The 12,275-nt window shown below is 70.9% G+C and carries 16 protein-coding genes; 8 read left to right on the top strand and 8 right to left on the bottom strand.

Annotated features, from left to right (window positions below; translation table 11 throughout):
* Positions 1-136: 136 nt before the first annotated feature.
* Together ABCR94_RS01570 and ABCR94_RS01565 are read right to left on the bottom strand one after the other, a co-directional pair.
* Complete coding sequence (locus ABCR94_RS01570; protein WP_347117126.1) at positions 137-400, bottom strand: DUF397 domain-containing protein; 264 nt, start codon at positions 398-400, stop codon at positions 137-139.
* On the bottom strand, positions 384-1,223 hold the full coding sequence (locus tag ABCR94_RS01565; protein WP_347117125.1) for a helix-turn-helix domain-containing protein: 840 nt from the start codon (positions 1,221-1,223) through the stop codon (positions 384-386). Before ABCR94_RS01565 ends, ABCR94_RS01570 begins: the two co-directional genes overlap by 17 nt.
* Positions 1,224-1,312: 89 nt before the next feature.
* Here ABCR94_RS01565 and ABCR94_RS01560 point away from each other — a divergent pair, with 89 nt between their 5' ends.
* The 4 genes from ABCR94_RS01560 (at position 1,313) to ABCR94_RS01545 (ending at position 2,534) form a co-directional block, all read left to right on the top strand.
* Positions 1,313-1,528: a hypothetical protein gene (locus ABCR94_RS01560; protein ID WP_347117124.1), complete on the top strand. Its 216-nt coding sequence runs from the start codon at positions 1,313-1,315 to the stop codon at positions 1,526-1,528.
* Positions 1,525-1,746: a hypothetical protein gene (locus ABCR94_RS01555; protein ID WP_347118505.1), complete on the top strand. Its 222-nt coding sequence runs from the start codon at positions 1,525-1,527 to the stop codon at positions 1,744-1,746. Before ABCR94_RS01560 ends, ABCR94_RS01555 begins: the two co-directional genes overlap by 4 nt.
* Before the next feature lie 159 nt (positions 1,747-1,905).
* A complete protein-coding gene (locus ABCR94_RS01550; RefSeq protein ID WP_347117123.1) occupies positions 1,906-2,358 on the top strand; it encodes an amidase in 453 nt (150 codons plus the stop codon).
* Positions 2,349-2,534, top strand: a complete 186-nt coding sequence (locus ABCR94_RS01545; RefSeq protein WP_347117122.1) for a type II toxin-antitoxin system VapB family antitoxin — start codon at positions 2,349-2,351, stop codon at positions 2,532-2,534. The genes ABCR94_RS01550 and ABCR94_RS01545 overlap by 10 nt, the downstream gene beginning before the upstream one ends.
* 103 nt (positions 2,535-2,637) lie before the next feature.
* Here the strand turns inward: ABCR94_RS01545 and murQ are convergent, their stop codons facing one another.
* Both murQ and ABCR94_RS01535 read right to left on the bottom strand, forming a co-directional pair.
* Positions 2,638-3,621, bottom strand: a complete 984-nt coding sequence (murQ, locus tag ABCR94_RS01540) for an N-acetylmuramic acid 6-phosphate etherase (protein ID WP_347117121.1) — start codon at positions 3,619-3,621, stop codon at positions 2,638-2,640.
* 40 nt (positions 3,622-3,661) lie between these two features.
* Positions 3,662-4,612 (bottom strand): MurR/RpiR family transcriptional regulator, encoded by a 951-nt coding sequence (locus ABCR94_RS01535; protein ID WP_521975958.1) that lies wholly within the window; start codon positions 4,610-4,612, stop codon positions 3,662-3,664.
* A 143-nt stretch (positions 4,613-4,755) separates the two neighbouring features.
* Here ABCR94_RS01535 and ABCR94_RS01530 point away from each other — a divergent pair, with 143 nt between their 5' ends.
* Together ABCR94_RS01530 and ABCR94_RS01525 are read left to right on the top strand one after the other, a co-directional pair.
* Complete coding sequence (locus tag ABCR94_RS01530) at positions 4,756-5,115, top strand: DUF8819 family protein (RefSeq protein WP_347117120.1); 360 nt, start codon at positions 4,756-4,758, stop codon at positions 5,113-5,115.
* Entirely contained in the window at positions 5,112-5,378 is a 267-nt protein-coding gene (locus ABCR94_RS01525; protein ID WP_347117119.1) for a DUF4031 domain-containing protein, read from the top strand. Before ABCR94_RS01530 ends, ABCR94_RS01525 begins: the two co-directional genes overlap by 4 nt.
* A 78-nt stretch (positions 5,379-5,456) precedes the next feature.
* Here the strand turns inward: ABCR94_RS01525 and ABCR94_RS01520 are convergent, their stop codons facing one another.
* The 4 genes from ABCR94_RS01520 to ABCR94_RS01505 all read right to left on the bottom strand — a co-directional run bounded on the left by ABCR94_RS01520 (position 5,457) and on the right by ABCR94_RS01505 (position 10,865).
* On the bottom strand, positions 5,457-6,707 hold the full coding sequence (locus tag ABCR94_RS01520) for a Cmx/CmrA family chloramphenicol efflux MFS transporter (protein ID WP_347118422.1): 1,251 nt from the start codon (positions 6,705-6,707) through the stop codon (positions 5,457-5,459).
* A gap of 142 nt (positions 6,708-6,849) precedes the next feature.
* Positions 6,850-7,506, bottom strand: coding sequence for an HD domain-containing protein (locus tag ABCR94_RS01515; protein WP_521975955.1), 657 nt, complete (start codon positions 7,504-7,506; stop codon positions 6,850-6,852).
* 48 nt (positions 7,507-7,554) lie between these two features.
* Entirely contained in the window at positions 7,555-8,367 is an 813-nt protein-coding gene (locus ABCR94_RS01510; RefSeq protein WP_347117118.1) for an amidohydrolase family protein, read from the bottom strand.
* A gap of 239 nt (positions 8,368-8,606) precedes the next feature.
* Positions 8,607-10,865 (bottom strand): heavy metal translocating P-type ATPase, encoded by a 2,259-nt coding sequence (locus ABCR94_RS01505; protein ID WP_347117117.1) that lies wholly within the window; start codon positions 10,863-10,865, stop codon positions 8,607-8,609.
* Positions 10,866-11,116: 251 nt separating this feature from the next.
* Here ABCR94_RS01505 and ABCR94_RS01500 point away from each other — a divergent pair, with 251 nt between their 5' ends.
* Positions 11,117-11,293 (top strand): hypothetical protein, encoded by a 177-nt coding sequence (locus ABCR94_RS01500; RefSeq protein WP_347117116.1) that lies wholly within the window; start codon positions 11,117-11,119, stop codon positions 11,291-11,293.
* A gap of 126 nt (positions 11,294-11,419) precedes the next feature.
* Entirely contained in the window at positions 11,420-12,115 is a 696-nt protein-coding gene (locus ABCR94_RS01495) for a copper homeostasis protein CutC (protein ID WP_347117115.1), read from the top strand.
* The last annotated feature ends 160 nt before the right edge of the window (positions 12,116-12,275 follow it).

Raw genomic sequence — 12,275 nt, 5'->3', positions numbered from 1 at the left:
GAGCCTGATGACTCTGCGTGGCAAGCCGAACGCGGAAAGCCAACTGGTCAGGGAGGGTGGGTGGGTTGAGACCCACCATCCAATCCTTGTTAAGAGCGCTCGGAGCCCGAAGCTTGAGCTCCGGGCCGACCGGCAGCTAGTGCTGCTTGAGGTCCGCGACGAACGCGGACCAGGCGGCGGCCCGGAACACGAGCGCCGGGGCATCGGGGGTCTTGGAGTCCCGGACGGGGACGATGCCGGGGTGGTTGTCGGAGACTTCTAGGCAGTCGCCGCCGCTGCCGCCGCTGTACGTGGACTTGCGCCAAGTGGCGACCTCCAGGCAGTTGCCGCCGTCTCCACCGCTGTAGCTGGACTTGTTCCAAATCGCCGCGCTCAGGTCGTACTCAGGGCTGCTCTTCATGGGCGTAATCCTCCGCCACCGCTTCGATCAAGGCCAGGGACGCTTCCGGTGACAATGCGCTGGCCGCGATCAAATCGTAGGTCAGTTCGTATCGGGCGACCGTCGCGGGATCGTCCTGCAACTGACCTGTTCCCAGGCCCTGGATGTACGCGAGTGGAGGTGCGTCGGCGAAGGCCATCAGCTTCAGGGCTCCTTCGAGCGCCATGTGTGCTCCCGCAGCGAACGGCAGCACCTGCACGATGATCCGGTGGCTGCGCGCGAGCTTCGCCACATGCCTCAGCGCCGCCCCCATCGCCGCAGCTCCACCGACCCGTCGACGTAACACCGCCTCGTCCAGAACCGCCCACAACAACGGCGTTGTTGGATCGTCGAGGAGATGCGCGCGGTCGAGCCTGGCCGCCACCAGCTCGTCGATGACGGCTTCGGTCGCGGTCGGCTGATACGCGCGGAACACTGCCCGCGCATACGCCTCCGTCTGCAACAGCCCCGGAATCAGCAGCGGCGCGTACTCCCTGATGGCCGTCGCGATCGCTTCCACCTCCGCCGCCTCGGCGAAGTGGTCGGGATACCGCGACTTGTTGGACGCCTTGCAGTTGCGCGTGAAGAAGCCGTCCGTGGCCAGGATCTCGTCTATCCGGCGCGCGTACTCCGGCTGCATCCTTCGCGTCCCCGCCTCCATCTGGCCGACGAACGAGCCGCTCACGAACAGCGGCCGCCCCAGCTCCTCCTGGGACAGCCTCGTCTTCTCGCGCGCGTGGCGCAGCTCCGCGCCGAGCAGGGCTCGGGGAGACGATGACGGGTCCAGATCCTTCGGTCCGGGCACGGTAAACCCCTGTCGTACACGTGGCGTTGTTGGATCGCCACCTCTGTTCAGGTGAGGAAAGCGAACACTCAGTGTGGAGGGGCCTGGTCATGGTGGTGCGATCGGCGGAGCGGCTGCGGCTGGCGGAAGAGGTGGTGGCCCAGCTGCGGGACGGGCTGGGGGTGGTGGCGGTGAGGCTGCCTTCGCTGCGGGTGGACCTGGTGTCGATGGCGAGCGAGGACCCGGATCCGCTGGTGGATCTCGGGCGCTGCAATCTGGACACGGCGATGCGGCTGGCCATCGCCCTCCAGGGGCTCAAGCCGTGACGGGCGACGGGCCGCCGGAGGTGGGGGAGTACGCCGTCGATGTGCGGGACGGGCGGGTGGGGCGGGTCATGGGGTGCGTGGGCCCGTACGTACAGCTTCGGCCGGCGGGCGGGGGCGCGGAGTGGGACTGTCCGCCGGAGGACGCACGGCCGACGGTGCTCGCGGAGGCGCTGCGGGCGCGGGTGCGGGAGATCAACGCGGAGGGGCGGTTGCGGTGAGGCGCGGCCATTGTCAGAGGCGGGTGGAATCGTAGTCGTATGGGACCTTCTATTCGATGCGAGCGGGATCAAAAGACCGGACTGTGGACCGCTGTTGGTGACGACGGCACCAGAAAGGAATCGAGGACTGCGGAGACGTGCGACGAGGCGAGTGCTCTCGTGGAGGAGGCTTTCGGGCTGACTCCCTACCGGCCGGAGCCGCCGCCACCCCCCGGCCGGCAGCGATTCCGTCTGCTGCACTGTCCGGTCGCGGACTACCCGGCTTTCGGCGATCAGCGCTATGACGGGATCAAGGCCAGTCCGCCCGAGGGCTGCACAGTCGACAACTTTGGGGGGTATTTCGGGCTGCGGTGCGAGCGGCCGGGGGAGACCCTGCTCGACTCTGTTGCCGAGGTGTGTGCCGAGGTCAGGACCCGGTACGGGCTGTTCATGACGGACCTCGGTATCGAGAAGCTGGATGAGTGGTCGGAGGACGGGACCGATGGCTGGGGCGCGGAAATCGTGGGCCAGTTGCTGCTGATGGCTGCTGACCGTGGCCCGCGGCTCGGGTACAGCGCGGACGATCTGGTGCGGTTTCTGCGAACTGCGACCGGGAGGCCGGAATGTCCCTGACGCACATCGACATCGATGACGACACGCTGGCGATGGCCAAGCGTCTGGGTGGACATCGGACCGAAACCGCAGCTGTGGCGGCAGCGCTCGAGGAATACAACAAGCGGCTGTTGCGAGCCGCTGCCTACGACAAAATGCAGCTTCAGACCCGGGCCGGTCCAGCCGACGGACCGTAGCTTGATCACGTAGGGCGAAGTCTCATCTTGTGTACGCGAGGGGACGCAGTCTGTGCCTCATATTGGGCACAGGGTGTCCGTTCCCCTACACAAGACACACGGCTCAGGCCGTGCGGGTGGTCGGGGCTGCTTCGAGTGCTGCTCGTAGGTGGCCTGCTGCCTCGGTGAGGAGGGTGGCCGCCGTGGGGGCGTCCACCGTGCCGAGGATGATCAGGATGGCGCTCTTGACCTCGCCGTCGGTCGCGGCCAGCGCCGCTTCGATTTCCGCGTCCTGCGCGCCCGTCGCGAGCGCGACGATGCGGCGTGAGCGGGCCCGTAGCTTCTCGTTCGACGCGCGTACGTCCACCATCAGGTTTCCGTAGGTCTTGCCGAGCCGGATCATCGTGATCGTCGAGATCATGTTGAGGACGAGCTTCTGCGCCGTGCCGGCCTTCAAGCGGGTTGATCCGGTGAGCAGTTCGGGGCCGACGACCACTTCGAGGCCGTGTTCTGCGGCTGCCGCGAGCGCGCTGTCCGCGTTGCAGGACAGGCCGATGGTGAGCGCGCCGCGCGTACGGGCGTGCTCGACCGCGCCGATCGCGTACGGGGTGCGGCCGGAGGCCGAGATGCCGATGACCGTGTCGTCGGCGGTGAGGCCGAGCGCGTCCAGGTCCTCGGCGGCGAACTCCTTGGAGTCCTCCGCGCCCTCGACCGCCTTGACCATCGCGGACGGGCCGCCCGCGATCAGGCCGACGACCTCGGACGGGTCGGTGTTGAAGGTGGGCGGGCACTCGCTGGCGTCCAGCACGCCGAGGCGCCCCGCCGTGCCCGCGCCCGCGTAGATCAGCCGGCCGCCACGGGCCATCCGCTCGGCGGTGGCGTCGATCGCCGCGGCGATCTGCGGGAGCCGCGCGGCGACGGCGTCGGGGACGGTGCGGTCCTCGTCGTTCATGATGCGGGCGATCTCGGCCGTCGGGAGCCGGTCGATCTCGGCGAGCTCGGGGCGGAACGCCTCGGTGGTGAGCGTGGCGAGCTCGGCGCGCAGCTCGCCGTATGTGTGGGAGTGGGGGTGGGAGTGCATGGGGGAGTGGGTGCCGGTGCTGCTCATGGGGGTGCGGCTCTTTCTCGTATCGCCCCGAGGGGTGGGCCTAGCGGCTGCTGCGGGGGCTGTGGCGGTGGGCGAGGGCCTCGTAGGAGGCGGCGAGTGCGGGGGCTGCCGTCTCGTACGTGCGCTGCGCGACGCCTATGAACAGGCAGTCCACGACGAGGAGTTGGCTCGTACGGCTGGACATCGCGGCGGGGCGCAGCTCGCTCTCGCGGGCGGTGGACGTGGTCAGGACGTGGTCCGCGTACTGCGAGACGGGCCCGTCCGGGCGGCCCGTGATCGCGACCGTCGTCGCCCCGTGGTCGAAGGCGACGCGCAGCGGCTCGATGACGTCCCCGGTGGATCCTGAGTGCGTGATCGCGATGGCCACGTCGCCCGAACGCAACTGCACGGCGTTGGTGACGGCGAGGTGCGGGTCGCTGTGCGCGTGCGCTATCAGGCCGATGCGCAGCAGCTTCTGGGCGAGGTCCATGCCGACGAGGGAGGAGGCGCCCACGCCGTAGATGTCGACGCGCCGTGCCCCGGCGAGCGCGGCGACCGCGGCGCCGAGCTGGACGGTGTCCAGGCCCGCGGCGGTGTCGGCGAGGGTCTGCTGCTCGTCGTACGCCAGCTTGGTCACCACGTCGGCGATCGGGTCGTCGACCGCGATGTCGGCGGTCACCGCCGGGGCCCGGCCCGACTGCTGCTGGGCGGCGAGCCCGGCGAGTGCGAGCCGCAGGTCGCGGTAGCCGGGGTAGCCCAGGAGGCGCGCGGTGCGGACCACGGTGGCTTCGCTGGTGCCGGTGAGCTCGCCGAGGCCGGTGACCGTGAGGGCGGAGCAGCCCGCCGGGTCGGCGGCCACGGCCTCCGCGACGCGCTGCATGGAGCGGGTCATGGACGGCGCGAGGGTCCGTACCTTGGCGGCGAGGGCGGCCGGGGCGGGCGGCGCGGGCGGCGCAGCCGGGGCGGGCGGCGCCGAACCACTTCTGAAAATTTCTTTCACTTCATTGGTCACTCCTGAAAGATATTTTCGCGACGGTCGGTCGTCAACCCCCCATTGGTCCACTTTCTGACGCTGATCGCCGACGGATTGCCGACGGATTGCCGACGGATTGCCGACGGATTCCGGCTGTCCGAGCCGCGCGCGACAATAGGGGGATGGACCACACCCCCTCCCCTCTGGAACAGGCTCTGCACGCCGCCCGCGCCCTGGTCATGGCCGACCTCGCCGCGCGCGACGTGGCCGAGGCCGACGTCGTGTCGCTGGTCGAGGACGCGGTGGTGCACCGCCGCTGGTGGGTGGAGCAGTGGCCCGACGGGGTCGACTTCGTGGCCGGGCTGGTGGCGCAGGACGTACAGGACGCGCTCCTTGAGCAGCACGGCCGCTGGCCGCTGTGCCCGGTGTGCGGCGACGAGGACCCGCACGCCCTGGACGTCGAGCCGGAGCTGGGCACCGACCCGCACTGGGTCTGCCCGAAGGCCGCGGTGATCGTGGCGCCGGTCGGCGGCCTGCGATGACGGTGTACATCGACCCGCCGACCTGGCCCGGCCACGGCCGGATGTGGTCGCACCTGGTCAGCGACGCGTCGTACGAGGAGCTGCACACCTTCGCGGCCGGTATCGGCTGCCCGCCCAGGGCCTTCGAGCGGGACCACTACGACGTGCCCGAGGTGCGGTACGTCGACGCGGTGGGCGCGGGCGCGGTGGAGATCGGCTCGAAGGAACTCGTCCGCAGGCTCACGGCGGCGGGCCTGCGCCGGCCGAAGGGCCGCCCGGCGTAAGCGGAGTGTGACGGCCTTGGTGTGGTCTGGCCGAATACGCCGGATGTGGACTCCGGACTGGGTCCGCTGGTCCGCTGGTCAGGTGCGGCGGGCTCCAGCGGAACCCGAAGCCGCACTTGCTGCTTTCGCCGGGTCCGCCCGGTCCGCCGGGTCTGCCGTCGCCCCGACCACGACCCGCGACCCGCCCCGGCGCTGCATCCGCAGCGAGACGATGACGGTCACCAGCGCCAGAGCTGCCATCGCCGCGCCCGCCCACGCCGTCGAGGCGAAGCCGAAGTCCGCGTCGATGACCGTGCCGCCGAGCCAGGGGCCGCCCGTATTGCCCAGGTTGAAGGCGGCGGTGGTGGTCGCGCCCGCCAGGGTGGGGGCCGCGCCCGCGACGTTGAACACGCGGGCGTTGAGCGCGGGCCCGGTGTAAAAGGCCGAGACGCCGAGCAGGAAGGCCAGGGCGACGGCGACCCACGCGGTGGACGCGAAGAGCGCGAGGGCCGCCAGGAAGACGGTGGAGGCCGCGAGGCCGCTGATCAGGACACCGAAGAGGTGCGCGTCGGCGACCCGCCCGCCGATGGCCGTACCGATCAGGGCGCCGACACCGAAGAGTCCCAGAACGGTCGGCACCCACCCCGCGTCCAGCCCCGCCACGTCCGTGAGCAGCGGCGCGAGATAGCTGAACGCGCAGAAGACGCCGCCCGCCGCGAGCGCCGTCATGACGATGGCCAGCCATACCTGCCGGTCGCGGTAGATCCCCAATTCCCGCTTGAGCCGGGGCTTTTCGTCGGGCAGCGGAATGCGTGGAATGAGCGTGGCCACGCCCACCAGCGCCAGGGCCGAGGCCGCCGCCACCGCCCAGAACGCCGAGCGCCACCCGAAGCTGTCGCCGAGGAACGCGCCGAGCGGCACGCCCAGGACGTTCGCGATGCTCAGCCCGCCGAGCATCACGGCGATGGCACGGGCCCGCGAGTTCGCCGGCACCATGGCGATGGCGACCGCCGCCCCCACGGCCCAGAACCCCGCACAGGCGAGGGCACTCACGACGCGGGATGCGAAGAGCAGCGCGTACGTGGGAGCCAGCGCACCGGCGACCTGGCCGAAGCCGAAGACCGTGATCAGGGCGATCAGGGTCGTACGCCGGGGAAGCCGCAGGGTGGCCACGGCCAGCAGGGGCGCGCCGATCACCATGCCGATCGCGAAGGCGGAGATCAGCAGTCCGGCCTGCGGGATGGACACGCCCATGTCGTCCGCGATGGGCGGCAGCAGCCCGGACAGCATGAACTCGCTGGTCCCGAGGGCGAAGACGGCCAGGCCGAGAATGTATACGGCGAGCGGCATGCGCGTGCGGGAGTCGGCGGAGTTCGGCATGACAGGTGTCAACGTCCTGGACGGCACTGAGATTCCCTCGCGGGTACGTGATCCGGGCCGCGGGGGGTGAGCGCGGGGTGCGGCTGCGCGGGGCTGTCCCCTACCCGCACCCCTACCCCGCCAGCAACTCCAACTCCGTGGCCAGGTTGTGCCGCGCCCGCTCCTCCCACTCCGCCCGCCCGTGGGGCGTGTGGAACAGCCGGGGCAGGTCGAGGAGTTGGCGCAGCACCGCCGCCCGGCCGTCCCTGAACGCCTCGTCCGGCACGAAGCCGTACTCCTGCCGCACCGCCGCCGCGTACTCCGCGTACGAGGTCGGGCCCGTCGCCAGGATGGCCAGGTCCGCGTCGCACAGGGCCTCGCCGTTCGTGTCGCCGGGCTCCGGGGCGTGTGTGGTGGTGAGGCGGACCAGGCGGGCGACTTCCGCCGTGGAGGCCTCGTCGAAGCCCAGCTCCGCCAGCGCCCGCTCCGCGAGAACCGCGCTGCGCTCCTCGTTCTCCGACCGGTCCGGGCGGTAGACCGCGTCGTGGAACCACGCCGCCAGCCGTACGAGATCCGGCTCGTCCGCATGCCCGGCGAGTACGTCGACGCGGTCGAGGACCGCGATCAGATGGTCGGTGGTGTGGTACTTCCGCTGTGGCTCCGCCCAGCGCGCGAGGAGGTTCTCCCCGTACGGGCGCGGATCCGGCGCCCCGGCGGCCCCGGCGGGCATGGCGGCCAGCCAGCGGCGTAGCAGGTCGTCGTGCGCGGGGTGCTGTGTGGTGTCGGCCATGGCGCTCATTCTGCGCGGTGGCGAATTCGACGGGGCGTTCTACTGACTTCAGAGGCTGAAGATCCCTCGTGCGTTGCCGGACAGGAACAGCTCGGTGGCTTCCTCGTCCAGGCCCAGTTCGCCGAGGTGTTCCAGTGCCTGGCCGGGGGTGATCATGGGATAATTGGTGCCGAACAGCACCTTCCTGCGACCCCGGCCGCGCAGGTAGTCGACCAACTCGCGTGGGTAGCGGCGGGCGGTGTAGGCGCTGGTGTCGATGTACACGTTGGCGTGCTTGTCGGCCACCGCGATCATCTCCGTGGTCCACGGGTAGCCGATGTGTCCGCACACGATGGTCAGCTCAGGGAAGTCGAGAGCGACCTGGTCGATGTAGGGGATGGGGCGGCCGGTTTCGGACGGACGCAGCGGTCCGGTGTGCCCGACCTGGGTGCAGAAGGGGATGCCGAGGTCGACGCAGGCGGCGTAGAGCGGGTAGTACAGCCGGTCGGTGGGAGGGAGTTGCCAGAGCCAGGGCACGATCCGCAGGGCCACGAAGCCGAGTTCTTCCACGGCTCGGCGCAGTTCCCGCACCGCCTGGACCGGACGCGTGAGATCCGCGCCGGCCACCCCGCGCAAACGCCCGTCGGACTGGGCGACGAACTCGGCCACCTCATCGTTGCTGATCAGTGGCCCCTGCGGCCCATACCAGGCCGCCGAAAGGCCAATCTCGACATCCGCCGCGGCCATCGCGGCCACCGTCTCCTTGACGGGCAACGGCTCCTCCAACAGGCCCCGCCCCGTCCACCGGCGCAACGACTCGAACATCTCATGGTTGGAGTGACGGAGCGTGGGGTGCTGCATCCACGCATCGATGACCGGCATCAGGTTCCCTACCTCTCTCCTGGCACGGCTTGCCAGACCACGCAGAAAGCGACTAAGCGATCGCTTACCTCGACCCTATTCGGTACGTGTCGCGCACAGCCACCCCTCAAGCGGCCTCACTCCATGCATCAAAGAGACACGCCCTGGCTCGGTGGCGTGGTCGGGGCAGGCGTACAGGGTGGTTCCGGGGCCGCTGGTGCTCTGAATCCAACGGTCGACGCCACACCCGCACCCGCCACTCACCCCCGCGCCGCCTTGAAGCCTCGCAGCCGCAGGGAGTTGCCGACGACGAAGACCGAGGAGAACGCCATGGCCGCCCCGGCGATCATCGGGTTGAGCAGACCGGCCGCCGCGAGCGGCAGGGCGCCCACGTTGTAGGCGAAGGCCCAGAAGAGGTTCGACCTGATGGTGCCGAGGGTCTTGCGGGACAACCGGATCGCGTCCACGGCGGCGAGCAGATCACCCCGTACGAGCGTGAGGTCGCCCGCCTCGATCGCCGCGTCCGTGCCGGTGCCCATGGCCAGGCCCAGGTCGGCCTGGGCGAGCGCGGCGGCGTCGTTGACGCCGTCGCCGACCATCGCCACGCTGCGGCCCTCCGCCTGGAGCTTCTTGACCACGTCGACCTTGTCCTCCGGCATGACCTCGGCGAAGACCTGGTCGATGCCGACCTCCTTGGCGACCGACTCGGCGACGGCCTTGTTGTCGCCGGTCAGCAGGATCGGGGTGAGGCCCAGCGCGCGCAGCCTGCGGATCGCCTCGGCGCTGGTCTCCTTCACCGCGTCCGCGACCTCCAGGACGGCCCTGGCCTCGCCGTCCCAGGCCACCGCGATTGCCGTACGCCCCCGGGCCTCCGCCGCCGCCTTGGCCCGCTCCAGCTCCACGGGCAGGCTCATCGCCCACTCCGTGAGCAGCCGATCCCGGCCGACGAGGACGGCGTGGCCCTCCACGATGCCCTGGACACCCAGGCCCGGGATGTTCGCGAAGTCCTCGGGGGTGGGCAGCGTGCCGAGCTTCTCGGCGGCGCCCGCCGCGACGGCCTGCCCGATCGGGTGCTCGGACGCGTGCTCCAACGCCCCTGCCAGGCGCAGCACTTCGGACTCGTCGGTGGTGTCGGCCGTGTGCACGGCGAGCAGTGTCATCCGGCCGGTGGTGACGGTGCCGGTCTTGTCGAGGACGATCGTGTCGACCTTACGGGTGGTCTCCAGGACCTCGGGGCCCTTGATGAGGATGCCGAGCTGGGCGCCACGGCCCGTACCGACCATGAGTGCGGTCGGAGTGGCCAGGCCCAGCGCGCAGGGGCAGGCGATGATCAGGACGGCCACGGCCGCGGTGAATGCGGCGGTCAGGCCGGCCCCGTTGCCGAGCCAGAAGCCGAGCGTCGCGAGGGCGAGCGCGATGACCACGGGGACGAAGACGGCGGAGATCTTGTCGGCGAGGCGCTGGGCCGCCGCCTTGCCGTTCTGCGCGTCCTCGACGAGCTTGGCCATCCTGGCGAGTTGGGTGTCCGCGCCGACCCGGGTGGCCTCGACGACAAGACGGCCGCCGGCGTTCAGGGTGGCGCCGGTGACGGAGTCGCCAGGACCGACCTCGACCGGGACGGACTCGCCGGTGAGCATGGCCGCGTCGACGGCGGAAGTGCCCTCGACGACCGAGCCGTCCGTGGCGATCTTCTCCCCGGGGCGTACGACGAAGTGGTCGCCGACGGCCAGGTCCGCGGTGGGCACGGTCTCCTCACGGCCGTCGCGCAGCACGGTGACGCTCTTGGCGCCGAGTTCCAGCAGGGCCTTGAGCGCGGCGCCCGCCTTCCTCTTGGAGCGGGCCTCGAAGTAGCGCCCGGCGAGGATGAACGCGGTGACGCCCGCAGCCGCCTCCAGGTAGATGTTCCCCGCGCCGTCGCTGCGCGAGATCGTCAGCTCGAAGGGGTGGGTCATGCCGGGTGTGCCGGCCGTGCCGAAGAACAGCGCCCACACCGACCACAGGAACGCCGCCGATGTACCGACCGAGATCAGGGTGTCCATCGTCGCCGCGCCGTGCTTGGCGTTGGTCCAGGCGGCGCAGTGGAAGGGCCAGGCGGCGTACGTGACGACCGGGGCGGCCAGGGTCAGCGACAGCCACTGCCAGTAGTTGAACTGGAGGGCCGGGACCATCGCCATCGCGATGACGGGGACCGCGAGGACGGTGGCGGTGATCAGCCGCTGCCGTAGGGGGCGCAGCTCGTCAGTGTCGGCGGCCTCCTCGTCGCCCTCGCCCGCCGTACGGGCCGGGGCGGGCTCCTTCGCGCTGTACCCGGTGGCCTCGACGGTGGCGATCAGGTCCGCCACGGAGACGTCCTCGCCCCGGTAGGTGACCTTGGCCTTCTCGGTGGAGTAGTTGACGGTGGCCTCGACGCCGTCCATGCGGTTGAGCTTCTTCTCGATACGGGCGGCGCAGGAGGCGCAGGTCATGCCGCCGATGGCGAGCTCGACCTCGGCTCCTGCGCCGGTCGTCGTGGTGGTCACGTCTGCTCCTCGTAGTGGGCGGGGCGGGGCGGTCGCCGTAGCGTCGGCCCTGCTGCCGTTCTATACCCCCTGGGGGTACTGTGTTCGCTGAGTCCATGTATACCCCCCACCCCTATCTGGCACAAGTGCCGGAACGGACTTGACGAGATACCCCAGGGGGGTATTGTCGAAGGGGTTGCGACAGCCTGTCGCGCACGGCTTCAGCGCCAACGGCTGACTACTCACCGCCCGACTCACCCGAGGAGACCGTTATGAACACCGGAGTGAAGATCGCCGCCTTCGCCACCGCGCTCGCCGCCACGTTCGGCACCGCGTACGCAGTGGGCCAGGGGGTCGGTCCCGTGGTCGCGGAGGAGCGGCCCGCGGCGAAGCACGACGAGCACGGGGGCGCGAAGCCGGAGGAGGGGGCGGAGGGCCACGCTCGCTGACCGGCGCCACTGACCGGCGCGCCGCCTGTGCCCTGATGCGCAGGTGGGGCCCCGCCCCGTAGGCTGCCTATTGGACTAGACCTGTAGGGGTCTTCTGGGAGAGTCAAGGAATTGGGGTCGGGTCACATGAGCAACCGTGCAGTCCTGGAGGTCATCGCTCTCGACGCGGAGGACGCGGTCGCGGCCCAGTCCGGAGGGGCTGACCGCCTGGAGCTGATCACCGACATGGCGGCGGACGGCCTGACCCCGTCCCGCGAGACCTTCGGGCGGATCCGGGCGGCCGTGGACATCCGGCTGCGAGTGATGCTGCGGCTCGCCGACGGGTTCGCAGCGGGGGACGTGGACGCGCTGGTCGAGGCCGCGCGGGGGATGCGGGCCGAGGGGGCGGACGAGTTCGTCCTCGGGTTCCTGGACCCGGACGGCAGTCCCGATCTGGTCGCCGTGGAGCGGGTCGTCGCGGAGATCGAGGGATGCCCGTGGACGTTCCACCGGGCGCTCGACCGGGCTGCGGACCGTGACGCGGCCCGCAAGCAGCTCGCGGAGCTGCCCGGCCTCGACACGTACCTCACCGCGGGCGCGGCGGAGGGCGTCGACGCGGGACTGCCGAAGCTGCTGGCCGAGGCGGCTGCGTCGGAGCGGGGGGAGGCGGGTTATGAGCCGCAGATCCTGGTCGGCGGCGGGCTGCGGCTCGACCATGTGCCGGAGCTGCGGGCTGCGGGGATCACGGCGTTCCACATCGGCGGCGCGGCCCGGCCGGGCGGCTGGTCGGAGCCGGTGGGGGCGGCGGCGGTGCGGGAGTGGCGGGGGTTGCTGGACGCGTAACGCGGGGCGCCTCCGGCGGGGGTTGCGGGTGGGGTGCGGGTGGCGGGTGGCTGGCCTTGGGTGTGGGCGGGCTCGGGTGCGGGTCAGGTGCGTGCGGCGGGGTCCGGGTGCGGGTTGCCTGCGGCGCTGTCCCCTACCCGCCCCTTCCCGCTGTGACATT

This window comes from Streptomyces changchenzhani (assembly GCF_039766235.1).
GTDB lineage: Bacteria > Actinomycetota > Actinomycetes > Streptomycetales > Streptomycetaceae > Streptomyces.
The sequence above is the reverse complement of the archived record's forward strand: the minus strand, read 5'-3'. Positions and strand labels throughout refer to the sequence as shown.